The organism is Kitasatospora sp. NPDC050543 (assembly GCF_044457565.1).
GTDB lineage: Bacteria > Actinomycetota > Actinomycetes > Streptomycetales > Streptomycetaceae > Kitasatospora.
This window is the reverse complement of sequence record NZ_JBITGZ010000023.1, coordinates 22,264-41,426: the sequence shown is the minus strand read 5'-3', so window position 1 is coordinate 41,426 and position 19,163 is coordinate 22,264. Positions and strand designations below refer to the sequence as shown.

The following is a 19,163-nucleotide window of genomic DNA, read 5'->3' as shown; positions in this document are numbered from 1 at the left end:
TTCGTCGCGCCCGGCCCCGGTCGCGCCCCGCCGACGCCGCGTGCGGGGGGCGGACCCGGCGGCAGGTTCACCGACAGGTCTACCGACAGAGTGTCGGCATGACGTCGACTCAGGTACGCCCAACGAGAGGAATCGAGGGGCGACCCCTGAACGGCGCCGTCTTCCGTGAACCGGACGGGCGTTACCCGCTCAGCGCCTAATGACCCGACGGCGCATGCGGTCCCGGCCCCGGCAAGCTGCCGCCCGCCGGGGCCGGACCGCTCCTGACGCCGCGCCAGGCCGGGCGGCCGGGCTCCGGCGCCGGCCCGTCAGCCCTCGTCGTCCAGGCGGAAGCCGACCTTCAGACCGACCTGGAAGTGCTGAATCTGCCCCTCCTCCAGGTGCCCCCGGATCTGCACCACCTCGAACCAGTCCAGGTTGCGCAGCGTCCGGGAGGCCCGGTCGATGCCGTTGCGGATCGCGGCGTCGATCCCCTCCCGCGAGGATCCGACGATCTCGGTGACCCGGTAGACGTGCTCGCTCATGACGGCTCCTGAGGTGTGCGGCGGTGCGACGGCCCCCGATCCACCGTGCACCCTGCGGCGGCCCTCCGCACGCCCGATTCCGCCGGTCAGATGACCGCGCGGACCTCGCCCACCGGCACACCACCGCCGAGCAGCGGCGCACTGCCGATCCGCGCCACGGCGCCGTCCGGGGTGCTGACGCCCAGTCGGCGGAGCGCGGCCGCCAGAACCGGGCCGCGTGCCCGCTCGGCGCCGTCGCTGATCTTGAAGGCCAGCGCCCGGCCGTCGGCCAGCGCCACCACCTGGACGGCCTCGGCGCCCATCTTCGACAGCGCGCCGGGCACCGCCCGCATCAGCCAGGTGTCGGCCCGCCGGGTGCCGGCCACGTACTCGGGGTGCGCGCGCATCGCGTCGGCGACCCTGCGCTGCGGGGTGCCGGGCTCTGCGAGCAGCAGCGAGCGGTAGCCGCGCGCCAGGCCGGTCAGCGAGACGGCGAGCAGCGGGGCGCCGCAGCCGTCCACGCCGGCGTGCGCGGCCTGCTCCCCGGTGGCCTCCTCCAGCGCCTCACGGGCCAGCAGCTGGATCGGGTGGGCCGGGTCGAGGTAGGCGTCGGTGTCCCAGCCGTTCGCGACGCAGGCGGCCAGCCAGCCCGCGTGCTTGCCGGAGCAGTCCATCATGATCGGCGCCCGGCCGCCGCCGCCGCGCAGCAGATCCTCGGCCTCCGTCTCGTCCAGCGGCAGGTCGGCCGGCGTCCGCAGCGCGCTCTCGGTCAGCCCGGCGGAGGCCAGGATCGCCCGGACGCCCTCGCGGTGGAACGATTCGGCAGAGTGGCTGGAGGCCGCCAGCGCGAGCATCGGGCCCTCGATCTCCAGCCCGGCGCGCAGGGTGGCGACGGCCTGGAACGGCTTGGCGCAGGAGCGGGGGAAGACCGGGGCGTCGGGCGCGCCGAGCGCGAAGTCGACCGAGCCGTCGGCGGCGAGCAGCACCAGGGAGCCGTGGTGGCGGCCCTCGGTGAAGCCCGAGCGTATGACCTCGGCCAGGACGGGCAGGGCTGCGGACTGCGACATGGAGGTGGCTGCCTTCCGGGACGTGAGGGTTGGCCGGGCCGCACCCCGCCCCCGTCGCGGCCGCCGCTCGGTCAGAGGGAGCCGCCCGCGAGCAGGTCGTCGACCCGGGCTTCCCCTTCACGGTACCTGCGGGTGATTTCGGCGCTGCAGTCGTCCGCCGTGCGTTGCAGGATCTGCCGCCGCCCGGACACCTCGCGCTCGTGGGTGCGCAGCCGCTCCAGCGCCGCGAGCAGCTTCTCGGCGGGGTGCGCGGTCAGGTCCGCGAGCAGGACGTCACCCATCAGGGCGTCCGCCTGCACCTGGTACTGCTCGCCGCGCGGCGGCCCGAGCGTGACGTGCCGGGCGGAGCTGCGGACGGAGGACGGCGCGTCGGTGAGGATGGCCGGCAGGCGGTCGAGCAGGGCGCCGGTGTCCTCGCCGCCCGGCGGGCCGGCCTTCCGGTCGCCGGCCGGTCGGCGGTCCAGTTCGGCCCGCAGGATGTCCATCCGGCCGTGCAGCAGGCGGCGGAGGTAGGAGAGGTCGGCCTCCTGCTCCTGGGCGTCCCGGCGCAGGGTGCGCAGCTGCTCCAGGCCGAGCTGTTCGAGGGCGAGCCGCTCCGGACCGGCCCCCCCGGTGGACGCCCCCGCCCCCGGAGCCCCCGCGCCGGGCTGCTCCCGGCCCGGCTGCGGTACGCCGCGCCGCGCCGCGCCGGGGCCGTGCGCGCAGGTCGGCTTCTGTCCCGACCGACCTTGCGCCGCGCTGCTCGCGTCCATCAACCAACCACCTGCCGTTGTCCTGATCCCGCCCGCTCACGGCACCCGTCGCGTGCCGTGTGTCCGGTCCCGTCCCTGGTGTGCCGTCTGCTTGCACGCCCGGGCGCCCCCGAGGGTTCCCGCCGGGCGCAGATGCCACCCGCCAGGGCGAACCCGCCAGAACGGCTGACCGACCGACTCGGCCGCCCGGCCGGACCGGGCCCGTCGCGGCGAGCCTTGGCGCCCCGGGCCGTGCTACCGCCCCCAGCGTGCCACCCGTCCCGCGCATGTGCACCACTCGTGCACCCGAACGGCCCCCTGGCGAAACGAGGGTGGCTGATACGACCAGCACTTTCCGCAGAGAGATCGGTGTCCGCCGGGGCGCAGGCGCACACCACCCGGCGTACGCCCTCCAATCACGCGCCCCATGGGCCCGTACCCGCCTCCGGCAGAATGGGCGCATGCGAGCAGTGGTGCAGCGAGTGACCGAGGCCAGGGTGACGGTGGCCGGGGAGAGCGTCGGATCGATCGAGGGCCCGGGCCTGTGTGTCCTGGTCGGGGTGACCCACGAGGACACCCCCGCCAAGGCCGCCCAGCTGGCCCGCAAGCTCTGGACGCTCCGGCTGTTCGAGGCCGACGGCGAGGGCGTCGAGCAGTCCTGCTCCGACCTGGGCGCGCCGCTGCTGGTGATCAGCCAGTTCACCCTGTACGGCGACGCCCGTAAGGGCCGGCGCCCGACCTGGAACGCGGCCGCGCCCGGCCCGGTCGCCGAGCCGCTGGTCGACGAGGTGGTGGCCCAGCTGCGGGCGCTCGGCGCCAAGGTCGAGACCGGCCGCTTCGGCGCCGACATGCAGGTGGCACTGGTGAACGACGGCCCGTTCACCGTGATCGTCGAGGTCTGAGCCGCCCGGCCCGGCCCGGGCCGGCCGCCCCGGCCGCGCTACTGCGGGACGACGACCTCCTGCGCGGCCGGCACCGTACCGGCCAGCAGCAGCGCGTCCACCGGCACGTTGCGCTTGACGATCGCCAGCGCGATCGGACCCAGCTCGTGGTGACGCGCCGAGGAGGTCACGAAGCCGAGCGCGCGGCCCTGCGGGTCCGAGGCCAGCCGCACCTCGGTGCCGTGCGGCGGCAGCGACTCCTCGGTGCCGTCCAGGTGCAGGAAGACCAGTCGGCGCGGCGGGCGCCCCAGGTTGTGCACCCGGGCGACCGTCTCCTGGCCCCGGTAGCAGCCCTTGTTCAGGTGCACGGCGGTGGCCAGCCAGTCCACCTCGTGCGGGATGGTGCGATGGTCGGTCTCGAAGCCGAGCCGCGGCCGGTGCGCCTCCACCCGCAGTGCCTCGTACGCCCACACCCCGGCCGCCGGGCCGTAGCCCTTGGTCAGCGTGGCGAGCTCCGCGCGCGGCAGGAAGAGGTCCCGGCCGTACGGCAGCTCGCGGACAGCGGCGGCGCCATCGGCGGACGCGGACGACCCGGCCGGCAGGTGCACCACCGCGTAGTCGGCGGTCGCGTCGGCGACCTCCACCCGGTAGAAGAACCTCATGCTCGCCAGGTACGCCAGCAGCGCCTGCTGGGTGCCGGGCTCGACGTGTACCCAGGTGGTGGCACCGTCGTCGACCAGGTACAGCGCATGCTCCACGTGCCCGTGCGGGGAGAGCACCAGCGCCTCGGTCGCCTGCTGCGCCGGCAGCGCGCTGACGTGCTGGGTGAGCAGCAGGTGCAGCCAGCTGAGCCGGTCCTCGCCGGTGACGGTCAGCACGCCCCGGTGCGAGAGGTCGACGAAACCGTTGCCCTCGGCGAGTCGGCGCTGCTCGCGGAAGATGTCGCCGTAGTGGGCGGCCACGCCCTCGTCGGCTCCCTCGGCGGGGACGGCACCGGGCAGGGCAAGCAGCGGGCTCTTCATACCGGTCAGCTTAGACCGGCGGTGAAAGGGCGGGTGGCGGCAGGCGGAGCCGGCGGCCTGTGCGGCCGGCGGGGCGGGCGCGCGGCCCGGGAGGCTCAGGACGCAGTGGTGGCGGAGCCGGACCCGGGTTGCTGGAGCTTGGCGGTGCAGTCGGCGCAGCGGCCGAAGATGGCGAAGTGCTTGAGGTCGGTGTCGAAGCCGTGCTGGGCGCGCAGGCTCTCGATCAGCGGCGCGGCGATCGCGGTGTCGGTCTCGGTGACCTGCTGGCAGTCCCGGCAGACCAGGTGCAGGTGGTGGTGGCGGCCCGCCAGGTGGTACGTGGGGGCGCCGTGCCCCAGGTGGGCGTGCGAGACCAGGCCGAGCTCCTCCAGCAGCTCCAGCGTCCGGTAGACGGTGGAGATGTTCACACCGCTGGCCGTCTGCCTGACATGCCCGAGGATCTCGTCCGGGGTGGCGTGGTCGAGCACGTCGACGGCCTCCAGCACCAGCTGCCGCTGCGGTGTCAGGCGGTAGCCGCGCTCGCGCAGATCGGCCTTCCAGTCTCCGGAGAGGTGCCACTCGGTGGTGCCGGTGTTCGCCACGATGCTGTCCCTGCCGAGGTCGAGGTCCTGAAGCAAGTGTAGGGACCGGCCGGCGGCCGGTCCCTACCCACGCGTGCGGATCGGCGCGGGAGGCGAATCCCGGACGCGGATCAGCGGAAGAACGCGATGCCGTCGTCCGGCAGGTCGTTGATGTCCTTGACCAGCTGGGCCGGGCTGAGCACCTTCTTCAGCTGCGCGGACATGTACGGCCGCAGCGGCACCTCGGGCGCCGCCTTCTCGCCGACCCAGAGCAGCTCGTCGTTGACGAAGCCGTACAGACGCTTGCCACCGGAGTACGGGGCGGAGCCCTCGATCCGGGCGACGGCGTCGGTGCTCACGTCGATCTGCGGCTTGCCGTCGGCCAGCTCGCCGTACCAGATCTCCACGGTGCCGTCGTCGCGGACGGAGGAGATCTCGATCCCGCGCGCGCCACTGGTGCCGTGCGGGTTGCTGGTGATGCGCCAGAAGGAGTACTCGGTCTCCAGCGGACGGACCTTCTCACCCTCGTTGTTCAGCACCCAGGTGCGGGAGCGGAACTCCAGGAAGGGCCGGCCGTCGTGCCGGATGACGACCTCCTGGCCGAAGTTGCACTTCTCGCTGCCGGGGAAGTCGTAGACGCCCGCGCCCTCCCAAGTACCGAGGAGGAAGGCGAGCGGGACGACGTCCTTGTGGAGGTCAGAGGGGATCTCGATCATGTTCCTGGTCACTGTCGTCGGTGTGGGACTTCCTCAACCGTACGGCAGACGGGATCAGCGCTGGCCCTGGTACAGCTTCATCACCGAGAAGACGGCGAACCAGGTGATCAGCACGGCCATCAGGGCCAGCAGGCCGTCGAAGAACATTTCCAGACCGGACACGGGGCACTCCCATTGCGGCGACAGTGGCGGTAGCGGGCAGTTATGACGGCGCGAGTCTATCGGCCGGGGGTGGGGCGGTCTCGGTGAGCCCTGCCACGTCGCGGCTAAGGTGTCGCCATGTCGAAGAAGCTGGTCATCAAGGTCACGGCCGGGGCGGACGCACCGGAGCGTTGCTCGCAGGCGTTCACGGTGGCGGCGGTGGCCGTCGCCAGCGGGGTCGAGGTGTCACTGTGGCTGACCGGGGAGTCGTCCTGGTTCGCGCTGCCGGGGCGCGCCGCGGAGTTCGAACTCCCGCACGCCGCGCCGCTGCCCGACCTGCTGGAGTCGATCCTGGCGGCCGGCTCGGTGACGCTGTGCACCCAGTGCGCGGCCCGGCGCGGGATCGAGCAGAAGGACACCGTCGAGGGTGTCCGGATCGCGGGCGCCCAGGTCTTCGTCAGCGAGATCATGGCGGACGGCGTACAGGCGCTCGTCTACTGACGTCCGCCGCCGTTCACGGCCGCTGCTCGTGGTCGGGGCTGTCCCGGTCGTGGCCCGGCTCGTCCCACTTCGGGTCGTCCCAGCGCGGGTCGTTCCACCAGTCGTCCTCGGGGTCGCGCTTGTTCGCGAAGACCGCGGCGGCGGGCGGGATGACCATGGCGAAGACGCACATCCCGATCGCGGCGGGGACGGACCAGAACCGCACGACGCCCCACGCGAGGACGAACGTCAGCAGACAGACGCCCATCATCACGAAGTAGCGGACGTGCCGCCGGTGTGCCTGCACACCTCCACGGTACGGCCGAGGGCCCCTGCCGCGGCAGAGGCCCTCGGTGAATCCGCCGACCAGGTCGGCGGGCGGTCTCAGACCGCGATCGCGACCTCGACGGCCGACCCCTGGGAGGCGACCACCTTGCGGTCCACGGTCTGCCCCGGGACGAGCGCGCGCAGCGTCCACGTGCCCGGACGGGCGAAGAAGCGGAACTGTCCGGTCGCCGAGGTGGGCACCTCGGCGGTGAACTCGCCGCCCTCGTCGAGCAGTCGGACGTAGCCGTTGACCGGCTCGCCGTCGCGGGTCACCGAACCCTGGATGATCGTCTCGTTTGCCACGTCAACTCCTGCCAGGTCCGGGCCGCCGGCCTTCGCACCACACATGTCAGTTCTCCTTACGACTTACGGGTGGAGCGGGCTCAGTTGCCGAGCTCGATCGGCACGCCCACCAGGCTGCCGTACTCGGTCCAGGAGCCGTCGTAGTTCTTGACGTTCTTCTGGCCCAGCAGCTGGTGCAGCACGAACCAGGTGAGCGCGGAGCGCTCGCCGATGCGGCAGTAGGCGATGGTGTCCTTCTCCAGGTCCACGCCCTCCTCCTGGTAGAGCGCGCGCAGCTCGTCGTCGCTCTTGAAGGTGCCGTCGTCGTTGGCGTTCTTCGCCCACGGGATGTTGCGGGCGGACGGGACGTGGCCCGGGCGCTGCGACTGCTCCTGCGGGAGGTGGGCCGGGGCGAGCAGGCGGCCGGAGAACTCGTCGGGCGAGCGCACGTCGACCAGGTTCAGCGTGCCGATCGCGGCGACGACGTCGTCACGGTAGGCGCGGATCGCGGTGTCCTGGGCCTTGGCCTTGTACTCGGTGGCCGTGCGGACCGGCACCTCGGCGACCAGGTCGCGGGAGTCGAGCTCCCACTTCTTGCGGCCGCCGTCCAGCAGGCGGACATCGCCGTGGCCGTACAGCTTGAAGTACCAGTAGGCGTACGAGGCGAACCAGTTGTTGTTGCCGCCGTAGAGCACGACGGTGTCGTCGTTGGCGATGCCCTTCTCCGAGAGGAGCTTCTCGAAGCCGGCCTGGTCCACGAAGTCGCGGCGCACCGGGTCCTGGAGGTCCTTCTTCCAGTCGATCCGGACGGCGCCCCGGATGTGGTTCTTCTCGTACGCGGTGGTGTCCTCGTCGACCTCGACGATGACGACCTTCGGGTTGTCCAGGTTGGCCTGGACCCAGTCGGCGTCTACCAGGACGTCGCTGCGGCTCATGGTGATGATCTCCATCCGGGGGCGGTTTGCGGAAGGTACGGCGGGGAGGTTCGACGGGACCGGTCCGAATTCTTGTCCGAATAGTGGGACGGAACCGGGTGCAGGTCGGGGCGAACTCAGGTCTGCGAGATGCAGTGGCAATGGTCGGCAACAAGGGCCGGTCCGGATCGCCGGGAAGTGCGGCGGCGGGCGAGAACTGCCCGAAAGGGCCGCCCGGTTAGCGCATTCGACACAGACAGGCAGCCACGCGGCACAGGTCTACCGCCCGCCGCTTCGTGAGGTCCGTCTGTCGCTTCATGCGGTCGATGCTAGGGACACGGGAGGCCCGCTGTCATTAGCGTATCGAATAGTGAGACCAATTGAATCGAATACTGAGATTTGGCCTCGTCTTGGCTTACGGGGAGCGGGCCGGAGCCCTCACAGTCACCCGTGGACGCCGGACACCACCGCCTGCGCGGGCTCGCGCTGGACAGCGCGTCTCGCGGAGCGGGACGGAAGGGTGGCGTGGGGAGGCTGTGACCCGCGGGGCCGCCGGGGCGGGTCGCCGGGCTCGGCCGGGCGCAGCAGCGCAGATGCGGGGCGCAGGTGCGGGCGCACCGGGGGCGCGCGGCCGCGGCGCGCGCAGGCTCAGCCGACGAGCTTGAGGCCGGTGCCCTGGAAGGTCAGCTTCAGGCCGTCCGGCTGCGGCACCGCGTCGGCCAGCTTCAGCCCGGCCGGCAGCGCGCCCAGGCTGAAGCCCACCGGCTGGATGTGCTGACCGGTGGCCCCGCCGATCATCGAGGCGAGGCCGGTCAGCTGGAACCCGTCGGTGGTGACGGTGTTGTCCTTGACCCGCACCGTGCCCTCGCCGACCTGCATCGGCCCCAGCGCCGCCTTGATCTTGCCCGGCCCCCCGTAGGAGAGCGACAGCCGCGTGTTCCCGGGGATCAGCTTGCCCGCCTCCGGGACGAACTGGGACGCGGGCGGCAGCAGCCGGCCCAGGTCCGCGTAGGTGATCAGGCCGCTGCCGGTGCCCTTGGAAACGGTCGCGTTGTCCAGGCTTCCGCTCACCTCGACACCCGAGAGCTCGGCCTTGAAGGAGTGCAGGGCCACCTGCTGCCTGCCGTCACCCACCGTCAGCTCGTCGGCGGACAGGTGCACGTCGTCGAGCTTCATGGACAGCACCTGGGTCAGGAAGGGGAATCCCTCGATCGACACCTCGGGCCGCGCGCTGAGCTTGCCGCTCTTCACCAGCTGGTCGGCGGCCTGGTCCTCGGCCACGCCGACGGCGATCCGGTCGGCGCCCACCAGGAGACCCGAGAGCACCACCAGACCGATCGTCAACTTCTGCCAACCACGCATCGCACTCCCCCGTCGCCGCTCACCGCCCTACGGTCGCACAGTCGTACGACGCTCGGCCCGGAATCCTGGTTCCGGGCCGAGCGCTCCGCTACCGGCGGCTCAGCCCGCCAGCAGGCGGCTGCCGAGCCACACCAGCGGCGCGGCGACGGCCAGCGGCAGCGCCACCCCGGCCGTCATGTGAACGAACCGGGACGGGAAGTCGTACGCGGCGACCCGGCGGCCGACCAGCGCGCCGACACCCGCGAGCGCCCCCAACGCGGCGGGCGCGCCGACCAGCAGACCCAAGCCGGCAGCTGCCGCCACCCCCAGCAACGGGGCCAGCACCTTCGGCCCGGGCAACGGCAGCGTGGACAGCACGGTGGCCGCCGCCACCGCCCCCACCGCGGCCGGCACCCAGTCCGCCAGCAGCAGCGCGGAGCAGAACACCGTCACCACCGTCGCCGAGCCCAGCACGGTCAGCGCGTAGAAGCGCTCGGCCGGGTCGGAGGGGCGGAACGTCTGGAGCACCAGCACCAGCAGGAAGAACCCGCCGAGCGTGCCCACCGCGGCGGCGGCCCCGCCGTTCACATCCGTCAGCAGCATCGCCGCGTCGGCCGTGAATCCGGCCAGGGCGGCCAGCGCGATGCCCTGGCGGGCCGGCCACATGCCGTTGAGCCGGAACCAGCCGGCGGCGGTCAGGGCCTGGAGCAGCGCCACCACGAGTGCCAGCGGCACCCGGCCGAGCCCGAGCGCGGCGCCGCCGGCCAGCAGCGCGGCCAGCGCGGCGGTGATCAGGGCGGGCTGCAGGCCCGGCTCGATGATCGGCGAGCCCGTCCGCACCACCCCGGGCGCGGCGGGCGCGGGCGCGGGCGCGGCAGGCGCCGGCGGCTGCGGGGCGGCGACGGACTGCGGCGGGTACGGCGCGGGGTCGTGCTTCGGGTACACCGGCAGCTGCTGGGTCTCCGGCTCGGGGTACGCCGCCGGGAAGGCCTGCGCGTACGGCTGCGCGGCGCCCGCCTGGACGGTGCCCGCCTGCCCGTACGGCTGTTGCTGCTGCGCGGGGGCGTACGGCTGTTGCTGCGGCTGCGGGTACGGCGGCTGCGCCGCGTACGGGTGCGGCGCCTGCTGCTGTCCGGCCGGCGCGTACGGCTCGTGCGGTGCGTGGAGCTGATCGTCCTGCGGGTATCCGGCCGGCGCGGGCCGGCCCGCCTGGGCGGCGTACGGCGCCTGCTCCGGCGCCGGCCAGCCCGGCACGCCGTTCGGGTACGACTGCGAGCCCGGCTGCGGGTACGACTGCGCACCCGGAAGCGGCCCGGGATTCGGGCCGGGCCGCAGGTGCGGGTACTGATCGGGGTGCTGGTAGCCCTCGCTCACGCCGCTCACCCGCCCGCGAAGGGTGGGAGAACCTCGACGGTGCCGCCCTCGGTGAGGGCGACCGTCGTGTGGTCGCGGCCGCCGACCGGGGCGCTGTCGACCAGGAACGAGCTGTGCCCGAGCACCTGGAGGAAGCGGGGCCGGTCCGCGTGCCGCTGCCGCGCCTGCTCCAGCGCCTGCGCGAGGGTCCCGGCCCGGTAGGGCTCCTCGGCCAGGCCCGCCTCCGCCTTGGCGGCGGCCCAGTAGCGGATCGTCCCGCTGACCCCGCCGGCACCCGCCCCGGTCGGGGCCGGGCCGCTGGTGGGCTCGGTGGTCGCAGCCATGGCAACCCTTCCTCGTCGTCCTCGCCCGGTCCGGTCGTCCCGGCCCGGTGTCCCCGTCGGGGCCCGTCTGTCACCCACCCGAAAGGGTGTACGCACCCGGTGCGGGCGATCTGCCCCCAATGATGGCCTGTCCGCCGGGGTGCGCGGCAATCGCCCTGGCCAACCGGGTGTCCGCCCAGCGGACACCGTGTGGCGGGGCTCACCCGCACAGCCGCCGAAGTGGCCCATCCCTCGCCGCGGGCCCCTCCCGGTGCGGGGCGTGGTCGGCTATTCTCGTGGCGTAAGGGATCCGGGCAGAGTCGCCCCCGGGTCCTTTTGTGCTTTCAGGACGCCAGTACGGATGTCCTCGCGAGCCCGCGGTCCACCTCCGCGGGCGGCCGCGGGGCCGCCCCGCCGCCAGCGCACAACGGAGTGCGCGCAGCCGGCCGGGGCGTCGGAACCGGCATCGGGCCGCCGCCCGGTGCGGGAACAGACCGGAGGGTTCGCGGGATGAGCAGGGCAGCAACGGAGCGCCAGGGGTTGCGGGACCTCTGTCGCACGCCCCGTACTGCCGTGCGCGCCGGCAAATCCCCCGGATCCTTCCCGGCGAACGCTCCCTCCCTCACGCCGCCCGCCGCCGCCCCGCAAGGGACGCGCACCGGGCGCCACCTCCACGCACCAGCGCCATCCGGCTGTGGCGGCAGCCGCAACGCGACCGCGACGACCCGGAAAGGGGACTACCGGGTATGAGTTCTCTTCTTCTCCTCACCAACGCGCTCCAGCCCTCCGCGGAGGTGCTGCCGGCTCTCGGCCTCCTCCTGCACACCGTCCGGGTGGCGCCCGCCGAGGGCTCCGCCCTGGTGGAGACCCCCAGCGCCGACGTCATCCTGGTGGACGGCCGCCGGGACCTGCCGCAGATCCGCAGCCTGTGCCAGCTGCTGCGCTCCACCGGTATCGGCAGCCCGCTGATCCTGATCGTCACCGAGGGCGGCCTGACCGCCGTCACCGCCGAGTGGGGCATCGACGACGTCCTGCTGGACACCGCCGGTCCGGCCGAGGTCGAGGCCCGGCTGCGGCTGGCCATGGGCCGGCTCCAGGTGGTCGCCGACGACAGCCCGATGGAGATCCGCAACGGCGACCTCTCGGTCGACGAGGCGACCTACTCCGCCAAGCTCAAGGGCCGGGTGCTCGACCTCACCTTCAAGGAGTTCGAGCTGCTGAAGTACCTGGCCCAGCACCCCGGCCGGGTCTTCACCCGGGCGCAGCTGCTCCAGGAGGTCTGGGGCTACGACTACTTCGGCGGCACCCGGACGGTGGATGTCCACGTCCGCCGGCTGCGGGCGAAGCTGGGCGTGGAGCACGAGCAGCTGATCGGTACCGTCCGCAACGTCGGGTACCGCTTCGTGGTGCCGGAGAAGCCGGACAAGGGTGAGCGGCCAGGCCTGGAGCAGCGGTCCGCCACCTCCGTGGAGGCCTGAACAGGGGCCTGAACAGGGGCGCGGCCAGGGAGCCGGCGGCCCGCCGCCCACGGGCGCGGCCGCCGGGCGGAATTCCCGCCCGGCTTTGTCCGTTACATCCGAATCCTTCCGGCCCTGGCCTGCCGAAAGGATCTCGGCCCCCTGCCCGGCCGGCACGCCACACGCGTAGACTCCCCTCGTGGCCAAAGTGACGCGCGACGATGTAGCCCGACTGGCTGGGACCTCGACCGCGGTCGTCAGCTACGTCATCAACAACGGGCCGCGCCCGGTCGCGCCCGCGACCAAGGAGAAGGTGCTCGCGGCGATCGAGCAGCTCGGCTACCGGCCGAACAGCGTCGCCCAGGCGATGGCCTCCCGCCGCACCAACCTGATCGGCATGGTCGTCCCCGACGCCCGGCAGCCGTTCTTCGCCGAGATGGCGCACGCGGTGGAACGCGTCGCCTCCGAGCGCGGCAAGCTCGTCCTGATCGGCAACTCCGACTATGTCGACGACCGCGAGATGCACTACGTCCGCGCCTTCCTCGGCATGCGGGTCTCCGGTCTGATCCTGGTCAGCCAGGGCGCCCCGCAGCAAGCCGCCAAAGAGTTCGCCGCGATAGAGGGCGCCAAGGTGGTGCTGCTGCACCGCCGCCCCGAGGCGATCGACGACGTGTCCGTGGTGACGGACGACGTGGGCGGCGCCGAGCTCGCCGTACGCCACCTGCTGGAGGTGCACGGCCACCCGTACGTGGCCTGCTTCGGCGGCCCGGTCGACTCCCCCGCGCCCGGCGACCCCGTCATCGACCACGTCGAGGGCTGGCAGCGCGCGATGGACTCGCATGAGCTGCCGACCGAGCGGCACCTGATCGACGCGCCCTTCCACCGCTACGGCGCCTACCAGGTCGCGGTGGAGCTGCTGCGCACGCCGGACCGACCATCGGCCATCTTCTGCTCCACCGACGACCAGGCGATCGGCGTGCTGCGGGCCGCCCGCGAGGTGGGCCTGCGGGTGCCGGAGGACCTCGCGGTGGCCGGCTTCGACGACATCCCCGAGGCGGCCCTGGCCGACCCGCCGCTGACCACCGTCGCCTCCGACCGGGACGCGATGGCGCGCGCCGCCGTGGACCTGGTGCTGGACGACTCGCTGATGGTGCCGGGTTCGGACACCGAGCGGGTACGCAAGTTCCCGTCCCGCCTGGTGGTCCGCCGCTCCTGCGGCTGCGGCGGCACCGAATCGCTCTGAGCCGGCCCGTGGCCGCCGCGCCCCGGTCGGCGGTGCCCTGCGCCTGCGCCTGCTGACCAGGCTTTATGAGAAGTCAACGGGCTTCTCGGGCCGTTCTGAGACCGCTCTCATCGGACTCTCATCCACCGGGCGGATTTTGGTGCCCATGAACGAGCAGCAGCAAGGCACCCAGCCCGGCAGCACCCCCTCGTCCGGCTACGCGGGGTGGGCCCCGCCGACGCCCCCGGCCGCGGCCACCCCGTCCCCGGCCACCCCGACTCCCACGCCCACGCCCGAGCACGCGCCGCCGGTACTGGAGGGCACGGTCGTGGGCCCCACCTACGTCGAGGACCACTCAGGCGCGGGCTGGGGCACCCCTCCCCCGCCGCCGGCCGGGCCGGCCCACGCGGGCGGCCCCGGCGGACACGCCCGCCGGGGCATGCTGCGCGGACGGCTCGCACTGGTCACCGCCGTGGCAGCGGTCGCCGCCGTCCTCGGTGGGGTCACCGGCGGTGCGATCGCCGCCCAGGAGCGCGGTGGCTCCGTGGCGAACACCGCCACCGTCGCGGCCCCGGTCGCCGCCAGGTCCGACGGCAGCGCCGACGTCGCCGCGATCGCGGCCGCCGTCTCGCCCAGCGTCGTCCAGATCACCGTGAAGACCGCGAGCGGCACCGCCACCGGCACCGGCGTCGTCCTGAACACCGACGGCCAGATCCTCACCAACTACCACGTCATCTCCGGCGCGGCCGGCGGCGGCACGGCCACCGTCACCTTCAAGGACGGCTCCACCGCGAACGCCACCGTCACCGGCACGGACAAGTCGCTGGACATCGCCGTGATCACCGCCTCCGGCGTCAGGAACCTCACCCCGGCCACCCTCGGCGACTCCGGCGCGGTCGCGGTCGGCGACGCGGTGGTGGCCATCGGCAACCCCGAGGGCCTGACCGGCACCGTCACCTCGGGCATCATCAGCGCCAAGAACCGGCCCGTCACCGTCCAGGTCGACGAGGGCACCACCCGCGGCAACGGCGGCTTCGGCTTCCCCAACCTGCCCGGCCAGCGCGGCAGCGCCGCCACCGGCGGGGACACCGCCTCCTACCAGGCCTTCCAGACCGACGCCGCGCTCAACCCCGGCAACTCCGGCGGGCCGCTGATCAACACCGCCGGCCAGGTGATCGGCATCAACTCCGCGATGTACTCCGCCACGGGCTCCAGCTCGACCGCCGACTCCAGCACCGCGGGCAGCGTCGGCCTCGGCTTCGCCATCCCGATCAACGACGTCAAGCAGGTCCTGCCGAAGCTCCAGGCCGGCCAGAACGTCTAGCCCCACACCGGACACACACTGGGCGGACAATTGCCCTACCCATCGCTCTCCCCGGACATCCGCACCGACGAGAAAGGGCAACCGCCCATGACTCCCCCCGCCGACGACCGCACCCCCGCCGAGGCCGGCCCAGCCCCCGCCCGCCTCCTCGTGGTCGACGACGAGCCCGCCCTGCGCGACGCCCTGGAGAGCAGCCTCGCCTTCGAGGGTTACGAGGTCACCACCGCCACCGACGGCTACGAGGCGCTGGACGCCGTCGAGCGCGAGAAGCCCGACCTCGTCCTGCTCGACATCATGATGCCCAGGATGGACGGCCTCACCGCCGTCCGCCGGATGCGCTCGCGCGGCGACACCGCGCCCGTGCTCATGCTCACCGCCCGCGACGCCGTCGGCGACCGGGTCACCGGGCTCGACGTCGGCGCCGACGACTACCTCGCCAAGCCCTTCGAACTCGACGAGCTGCTCGCGCGGGTCCGCGCACTGCTGCGGCGCAACGCCCTCGCGGCCGAGGCCGCGGCCCGGGCGGCGACCGCCGAGGACGACAGTGAGGTGCTGGCCTTCGCCGACCTGCGGATGAACACCGCGACCAGGGAGGTCACCCGCGGCGGCAGGCCGGTCGAGCTGACCCGCACCGAGTTCATGCTGCTGGAGATGTTCCTGTCGCACCCCCGGCAGGTGCTGACCCGTGAGCAGATTCTCAAGGCCGTGTGGGGCTTCGACTTCGAGCCCTCCTCCAACTCGCTGGACGTCTACGTGATGTACCTGCGCCGCAAGACCGAGCAGGGCGGCCAGCCCCGGCTGATCCAGACCGTCCGCGGCGTCGGGTACGCCCTGCGCCAGCCCGCCGGCGTCGCCGCGTGAGCGATACCCCGCCACCCCTGCTGCCGCCGAGGCCCGCAGGCCCGGCCCGGCGCGCCTGGCAGCGGCTCAGCAGCTGGTACCGCGCCCGCAGCCTGCGCACCCGGCTGGCCGCGCTGACGGCCGCGGCGGTGGCGGTGGCCATCGCCCTGTCGGCGCTGGCCTGCTGGTTCATCGTGGAGCAGCGGTTGTACAGCCTGGTGCGGGCCAACCTGACGTCGGCGCAGCCACTGCCGCGGGACGTGCCGGTGCAGTGCGACGTCACGCCGCAGGCCGCGCTGAACCGGGTCGTCGCCGGGCAGCAGGAGCACGGGCCGCCGGGACAGCCCGGTCTGGTCGAGGCCCAGTTCGTCTCCGCCGACGGTACCGAGGTCTGCCTTCCCACCTGGTCGACCAAGGCCATCGTGCTCCAGCAGGGCGACCTCGACGCGGTGGCCTTCAGGCCGGGTCACAGCGAGATCCGCTCCGGCTACTTCACCGACGGCACCCCGGCGCTGGTCAAGATCGCCCGGTACCCGGTCGGCCGGCAGGGCGGGGTGATGCTGACCGCCGCCTCCACCAAGCCCATCGACGAGTCGCTGAACCAGCTCGCCCTCATCCTCGGCGTCGTGGCCGCCGTCGGCATCGCCGGCGCCGCCGTCATCGGGCGGCTCGTGGCCCGCTCGGCGCTCAAGCCGGTCGACCATCTCACCGACGTGGTCGAGCACATGGCCCGCACCGAGGAGGTCGGCACCACCATCCCGGTCAGCGGCAGCGACGAGATCGCCAGGCTCGCCTCCTCGTTCAACTCGATGAGCACCGCGCTGGCCAACTCCCGCGACCGCCAGACCAGGCTGATCGCCGACGCCGGGCACGAGCTCCGGACGCCGCTGACCTCGCTGCGCACCAATGTCGACCTGCTGATCCGCAGTGACGAGACGGGCCGCCCGCTGCCCCCGGCGACCCGCGCCAAGCTGCTGGGCAGCCTGAAGGCACAGATGCAGGAGCTGACGCTGCTGATCGGCGACCTGCTCCAGCTCTCCCGCCCGGACTCGCCCAGGCCCGGCCAGAACCGCGCGGTGGTCGCGCTGCACGAGATCGCCGGGCGGGCCGTGGAGCGGGCCCGGCTGCGCGGTCCGGGGCTGGCCTTCGAACTGAGCGCCGAGCCCTGGTACGTGCACGGCGACGGCGCCGCGCTGGAGCGGGCGGTGATCAACCTGCTGGACAACGCCGTCAAGTACAGCCCCCCGGGCGGCACCATCGAGGTGCGGCTGTCCCAGGGGGTGCTGACCGTCCGCGACCACGGGCCCGGCATCCCGCCGGAGGAACTGCCGTACGTCTTCGACCGCTTCTGGCGTTCGCCGTCCTCGCGTCAGCTGCCCGGCTCGGGCCTGGGGCTGTCGATCGTGGCGCAGACGGTACGGGACACGGGGGGCGAGGTGGCACTCGGGCCGGCCGGGGACGGCGGTCCGGGGGCGCTGGCGACGGTCCGGCTGCCGGGGCAGCCGAGCGCCGGATGACGCGAACGGGCGGGGCGCCCCGACAGCGCCCCGCCCGTTCCCACCGGCTACCGGTCAGTCGATGTCGACGTCCGGGCCGATGATCTTGATGCGGTCCTGAGCCGGAACGGCCAGCGGCTTGCCCGCCGAGCTGTTGGCACCCAGGTACGCGGCGAAGAGGTCCAGGTCGGACGCGCCGACCAGCTTCTCCGTGCCGGCCGCGAAGGCCGGGAAGCCGTCGCCGCCGCTGGCCAGGAACTCGTTGGCCGCGACGCGGTACTTGGCGGCCTGGTCGATCGCGGTGCCGTTCAGCTTCACCGAGTCGACCACGAGGCGCTCCGCACCCGCCTTGCGCATGTCCAGGGTGTAGGTCAGGCCCTTGGAGGACTGCAGGATCCTCGGCGCCGCGCCGTTGGAGCCGCTCACCTGCTGCTGGAGCAGCTGGATGACCTGAGCGCCGGTCAGCGTCTTGACCTGCATCATGTTGGTGAACGGCTGGACGGTGAACGCCTCGCCGTAGGTCACCACCCCGTCGCCCTCGCTGCCCGAGGCCTTGTAGACCAGGTCGGAGCGGATACCGCCGGGGTTCATGAAGGCGATCTGCGCGCCGCCCTTGTCGGGCGCGGACAGACCGGCCAGCTGGGCGTCGGCGATGACGTCACCGAGCGGCTTCTCCAGGGCGCTGCTGCCACGCCCGTTGATGTCACCGGCGATGTAGCCGAGCGAGCGGCCGGCGACCGGCGCCGCCAGCTTGGAGTAGTGGTCGATCAGCGCGGTCATGTCCGGCGCCTTGGCCACGGTGCGGCGCACCACGTGGTTCGCGGCCTTCACCGACGGACGCACGATGGTGCCGGTGCTCTTGTCGAGCTTGAGGTCGATCTCGGTGTAGAGCCGGCCGAAGGAGGCCGCGCTGGTCACCGAACGCGGCACGCCCTGCGGGTCGGGGATGGTGCAGGCGTACGCGTTGTGGGTGTGGCCGCTGACGATGGCGCCGATGGCCGGGTCGAGGTTCTTGGCGATCTCGACGATCGGGCCGGAGATGCCCTGGCCGGAGGCACCGCAGTCGTAGTTGTACGTGGTGCTGGCCGGGTAGCCGCCCTCGTGGATGAGCGCGACGATCGAGTTGACGCCCTGCTTCTTCAGCTCGGCGGCGTACTTGTTGATCGTCTCGACCTCGTCGCCGAACTTCAGGCCCTTGACGCCCTCGGCGGTGACGACGTCCGGCGTGCCCTCCAGGGTCGCGCCGATGAAGCCGATCTTCACGCCCTGCGACTTGGTCACCCAGTACGGCGCCAGGATCGGCTTGCCGGTCTTCTGGTCGGTGACGTTGGAGGCCAGGTAGTTGAAGTTGGCGCCCTTGAACTTGCGCCCCTTCTCGTAGCAGCCGTCCGTCGGGTGGCAGCCGCCGTCCTGGAGGCGCAGCAGCTCCTTGGCGCCCTCGTCGAACTCGTGGTTGCCCACGGCGGTGACGTCGAGTCCGAGCTTGTCCATCGCCTCGATGGTCGGCTCGTCGTGGAACAGTGCGGAGGTCAGCGGGCTGGCCCCGACGATGTCGCCGGCGGCCACGGTGATCGAGTCGTCCGCGGGGATGCGGGCCTCGCGCAGCGCGGTCGCCAGGTACTCGATGCCGCCGGCCGGGGTGGCGACGGTCTTGCCGGTCGCCGGGTCGATCTCCGTGATGTTGCCGGAGGAGCCGGCCGGGGGCTCCAGGTTGCCGTGGAAGTCGTTGATCGCCAACAGCTGGAGGTTGACGGTCTTCTGACGCTTGGCCTCGGCGGCCTGGGCGGCGCTCGGCACGACCACCGTGGCGAGCAGACCGGCGGCGGCGACTGCGGAGAGCGCCGCGCGGCGGTATCTGACGTTCCTGGACCTGCTGCTGAGCAGGTCGCTACCGGTCTGACCGGCATTGGGCATGTGGGTCCCCTGCACCTGGAGGGCCCCGTTGCGGACGGGGCCGGGCTGGTGGGCAATGTTGCTCGTGATCCGTGCAGCCTAGGGTCAACGCGCGTAGCTGTCAGGTCCCTGGACGTAACGAGAGGGTTACCTACCGACGACGGGAACGCTGCCGGCCGGGCGGATGACCACCCGCCGGTCGATCCGTACACGCACCCAGCCGTGTTCACCGGCGCCACCGACGCTCTGACCGATCGACAGATCGGCCGCCGCCCCACTACCAGTGAGTA

The 19,163-nt window shown here is 72.8% G+C and carries 21 protein-coding genes; 7 read left to right on the top strand and 14 right to left on the bottom strand.

All coding sequences use genetic code 11. The features are described 5' to 3' along the window. Nucleotides 1-308 precede the first annotated feature (308 nt). The 3 genes from ACIBH3_RS25285 to ACIBH3_RS25275 all read right to left on the bottom strand — a co-directional run bounded on the left by ACIBH3_RS25285 (nucleotide 309) and on the right by ACIBH3_RS25275 (nucleotide 2,322). Complete coding sequence (locus tag ACIBH3_RS25285; RefSeq protein ID WP_396314354.1) at nucleotides 309-524, bottom strand: dodecin; 216 nt, start codon at nucleotides 522-524, stop codon at nucleotides 309-311. 86 nt (nucleotides 525-610) lie between these two features. Next, the gene (locus ACIBH3_RS25280) at nucleotides 611-1,570 is read right to left on the bottom strand and encodes an asparaginase (RefSeq protein WP_396314353.1); all 960 of its coding nucleotides are present in this window, start codon (nucleotides 1,568-1,570) and stop codon (nucleotides 611-613) included. A 71-nt stretch (nucleotides 1,571-1,641) separates the two neighbouring features. Beyond that, nucleotides 1,642-2,322 (bottom strand): ABC transporter substrate-binding protein, encoded by a 681-nt coding sequence (locus ACIBH3_RS25275; RefSeq protein ID WP_396314352.1) that lies wholly within the window; start codon nucleotides 2,320-2,322, stop codon nucleotides 1,642-1,644. A 440-nt stretch (nucleotides 2,323-2,762) separates the two neighbouring features. On the opposite strand from ACIBH3_RS25275, the gene dtd reads away from it, so the two are divergent. Further along, the gene (dtd, locus tag ACIBH3_RS25270) at nucleotides 2,763-3,203 is read left to right on the top strand and encodes a D-aminoacyl-tRNA deacylase (protein WP_396314351.1); all 441 of its coding nucleotides are present in this window, start codon (nucleotides 2,763-2,765) and stop codon (nucleotides 3,201-3,203) included. Between the two features lie 38 nt (nucleotides 3,204-3,241). On the opposite strand, the gene ACIBH3_RS25265 is transcribed toward dtd, so the two are convergent. From ACIBH3_RS25265 to ACIBH3_RS25255, 3 genes are all read right to left on the bottom strand, one after another. Continuing rightward, nucleotides 3,242-4,204, bottom strand: coding sequence for a YgfZ/GcvT domain-containing protein (locus ACIBH3_RS25265; RefSeq protein ID WP_396314350.1), 963 nt, complete (start codon nucleotides 4,202-4,204; stop codon nucleotides 3,242-3,244). Between the two features lie 95 nt (nucleotides 4,205-4,299). After that, nucleotides 4,300-4,785: a Fur family transcriptional regulator gene (locus ACIBH3_RS25260; protein ID WP_396314349.1), complete on the bottom strand. Its 486-nt coding sequence runs from the start codon at nucleotides 4,783-4,785 to the stop codon at nucleotides 4,300-4,302. A gap of 110 nt (nucleotides 4,786-4,895) precedes the next feature. Continuing rightward, nucleotides 4,896-5,480 carry an FABP family protein gene (locus tag ACIBH3_RS25255; protein ID WP_396314426.1) on the bottom strand — a complete coding sequence of 195 codons (585 nt, stop codon included), beginning with the start codon at nucleotides 5,478-5,480 and terminating at the stop codon, nucleotides 4,896-4,898. Between the two features lie 279 nt (nucleotides 5,481-5,759). On the opposite strand from ACIBH3_RS25255, the gene ACIBH3_RS25250 reads away from it, so the two are divergent. Next, nucleotides 5,760-6,122: a DsrE family protein gene (locus ACIBH3_RS25250; protein WP_396314348.1), complete on the top strand. Its 363-nt coding sequence runs from the start codon at nucleotides 5,760-5,762 to the stop codon at nucleotides 6,120-6,122. A 13-nt stretch (nucleotides 6,123-6,135) separates the two neighbouring features. Here ACIBH3_RS25250 and ACIBH3_RS25245 read toward each other — a convergent pair whose 3' ends face one another. The 7 genes from ACIBH3_RS25245 to ACIBH3_RS25215 all read right to left on the bottom strand — a co-directional run bounded on the left by ACIBH3_RS25245 (nucleotide 6,136) and on the right by ACIBH3_RS25215 (nucleotide 10,662). Then, entirely contained in the window at nucleotides 6,136-6,408 is a 273-nt protein-coding gene (locus ACIBH3_RS25245; protein ID WP_396314347.1) for a DUF3099 domain-containing protein, read from the bottom strand. 77 nt (nucleotides 6,409-6,485) lie between these two features. Further along, nucleotides 6,486-6,776, bottom strand: coding sequence for a DUF1416 domain-containing protein (locus tag ACIBH3_RS25240; protein WP_396314346.1), 291 nt, complete (start codon nucleotides 6,774-6,776; stop codon nucleotides 6,486-6,488). A 35-nt stretch (nucleotides 6,777-6,811) separates the two neighbouring features. Next, entirely contained in the window at nucleotides 6,812-7,645 is an 834-nt protein-coding gene (locus tag ACIBH3_RS25235; protein ID WP_396314345.1) for a sulfurtransferase, read from the bottom strand. 217 nt (nucleotides 7,646-7,862) lie between these two features. Then, a complete protein-coding gene (locus ACIBH3_RS25230; protein WP_350517234.1) occupies nucleotides 7,863-7,943 on the bottom strand; it encodes an Ms5788A family Cys-rich leader peptide in 81 nt (26 codons plus the stop codon). A gap of 329 nt (nucleotides 7,944-8,272) precedes the next feature. Further along, nucleotides 8,273-8,986, bottom strand: coding sequence for a DUF2993 domain-containing protein (locus ACIBH3_RS25225; RefSeq protein WP_396314344.1), 714 nt, complete (start codon nucleotides 8,984-8,986; stop codon nucleotides 8,273-8,275). A 99-nt stretch (nucleotides 8,987-9,085) separates the two neighbouring features. Next, nucleotides 9,086-10,348 (bottom strand): hypothetical protein, encoded by a 1,263-nt coding sequence (locus ACIBH3_RS25220; protein WP_396314343.1) that lies wholly within the window; start codon nucleotides 10,346-10,348, stop codon nucleotides 9,086-9,088. Further along, on the bottom strand, nucleotides 10,345-10,662 hold the full coding sequence (locus tag ACIBH3_RS25215) for a MoaD/ThiS family protein (RefSeq protein ID WP_396314342.1): 318 nt from the start codon (nucleotides 10,660-10,662) through the stop codon (nucleotides 10,345-10,347). The genes ACIBH3_RS25220 and ACIBH3_RS25215 overlap by 4 nt, the downstream gene beginning before the upstream one ends. Before the next feature lie 725 nt (nucleotides 10,663-11,387). Here ACIBH3_RS25215 and ACIBH3_RS25210 point away from each other — a divergent pair. From ACIBH3_RS25210 to ACIBH3_RS25190, 5 genes are all read left to right on the top strand, one after another. After that, nucleotides 11,388-12,119, top strand: coding sequence for a response regulator transcription factor (locus ACIBH3_RS25210; protein WP_396314341.1), 732 nt, complete (start codon nucleotides 11,388-11,390; stop codon nucleotides 12,117-12,119). A 178-nt stretch (nucleotides 12,120-12,297) separates the two neighbouring features. Continuing rightward, the gene (locus ACIBH3_RS25205) at nucleotides 12,298-13,341 is read left to right on the top strand and encodes a LacI family DNA-binding transcriptional regulator (RefSeq protein ID WP_396314340.1); all 1,044 of its coding nucleotides are present in this window, start codon (nucleotides 12,298-12,300) and stop codon (nucleotides 13,339-13,341) included. Nucleotides 13,342-13,486: 145 nt separating this feature from the next. Continuing rightward, nucleotides 13,487-14,644 carry a S1C family serine protease gene (locus ACIBH3_RS25200; protein WP_396314339.1) on the top strand — a complete coding sequence of 386 codons (1,158 nt, stop codon included), beginning with the start codon at nucleotides 13,487-13,489 and terminating at the stop codon, nucleotides 14,642-14,644. An 87-nt stretch (nucleotides 14,645-14,731) separates the two neighbouring features. Continuing rightward, nucleotides 14,732-15,505: a response regulator transcription factor gene (locus ACIBH3_RS25195; protein WP_396314338.1), complete on the top strand. Its 774-nt coding sequence runs from the start codon at nucleotides 14,732-14,734 to the stop codon at nucleotides 15,503-15,505. Continuing rightward, nucleotides 15,502-17,001: a sensor histidine kinase gene (locus ACIBH3_RS25190; RefSeq protein ID WP_396314337.1), complete on the top strand. Its 1,500-nt coding sequence runs from the start codon at nucleotides 15,502-15,504 to the stop codon at nucleotides 16,999-17,001. Before ACIBH3_RS25195 ends, ACIBH3_RS25190 begins: the two co-directional genes overlap by 4 nt. 54 nt (nucleotides 17,002-17,055) lie before the next feature. Here the strand turns inward: ACIBH3_RS25190 and ACIBH3_RS25185 are convergent, their stop codons facing one another. Next, a complete protein-coding gene (locus tag ACIBH3_RS25185; RefSeq protein ID WP_396314336.1) occupies nucleotides 17,056-18,894 on the bottom strand; it encodes a bifunctional metallophosphatase/5'-nucleotidase in 1,839 nt (612 codons plus the stop codon). Between the last annotated feature and the right edge of the window lie 269 nt (nucleotides 18,895-19,163).

Coding starts and splice junctions, on each gene's coding strand:
- ACIBH3_RS25185 (WP_396314336.1), bottom strand. CDS start 18,894: ATGCCCAATGCCGGTCAGACCGGTAGCGACCTGCTCAGCAGCAGGTCC.
- ACIBH3_RS25255 (WP_396314426.1), bottom strand. CDS start 5,480: ATGATCGAGATCCCCTCTGACCTCCACAAGGACGTCGTCCCGCTCGCC.
- ACIBH3_RS25265 (WP_396314350.1), bottom strand. CDS start 4,204: ATGAAGAGCCCGCTGCTTGCCCTGCCCGGTGCCGTCCCCGCCGAGGGA.
- ACIBH3_RS25195 (WP_396314338.1), top strand. CDS start 14,732: ATGACTCCCCCCGCCGACGACCGCACCCCCGCCGAGGCCGGCCCAGCC.
- ACIBH3_RS25210 (WP_396314341.1), top strand. CDS start 11,388: ATGAGTTCTCTTCTTCTCCTCACCAACGCGCTCCAGCCCTCCGCGGAG.
- ACIBH3_RS25235 (WP_396314345.1), bottom strand. CDS start 7,645: ATGAGCCGCAGCGACGTCCTGGTAGACGCCGACTGGGTCCAGGCCAAC.
- ACIBH3_RS25285 (WP_396314354.1), bottom strand. CDS start 524: ATGAGCGAGCACGTCTACCGGGTCACCGAGATCGTCGGATCCTCGCGG.
- ACIBH3_RS25240 (WP_396314346.1), bottom strand. CDS start 6,776: ATGTGTGGTGCGAAGGCCGGCGGCCCGGACCTGGCAGGAGTTGACGTG.
- ACIBH3_RS25275 (WP_396314352.1), bottom strand. CDS start 2,322: ATGGACGCGAGCAGCGCGGCGCAAGGTCGGTCGGGACAGAAGCCGACC.
- ACIBH3_RS25230 (WP_350517234.1), bottom strand. CDS start 7,943: ATGAAGCGACAGACGGACCTCACGAAGCGGCGGGCGGTAGACCTGTGC.
- ACIBH3_RS25200 (WP_396314339.1), top strand. CDS start 13,487: ATGAACGAGCAGCAGCAAGGCACCCAGCCCGGCAGCACCCCCTCGTCC.
- ACIBH3_RS25225 (WP_396314344.1), bottom strand. CDS start 8,986: ATGCGTGGTTGGCAGAAGTTGACGATCGGTCTGGTGGTGCTCTCGGGT.
- ACIBH3_RS25280 (WP_396314353.1), bottom strand. CDS start 1,570: ATGTCGCAGTCCGCAGCCCTGCCCGTCCTGGCCGAGGTCATACGCTCG.
- dtd (WP_396314351.1), top strand. CDS start 2,763: ATGCGAGCAGTGGTGCAGCGAGTGACCGAGGCCAGGGTGACGGTGGCC.
- ACIBH3_RS25215 (WP_396314342.1), bottom strand. CDS start 10,662: ATGGCTGCGACCACCGAGCCCACCAGCGGCCCGGCCCCGACCGGGGCG.
- ACIBH3_RS25250 (WP_396314348.1), top strand. CDS start 5,760: ATGTCGAAGAAGCTGGTCATCAAGGTCACGGCCGGGGCGGACGCACCG.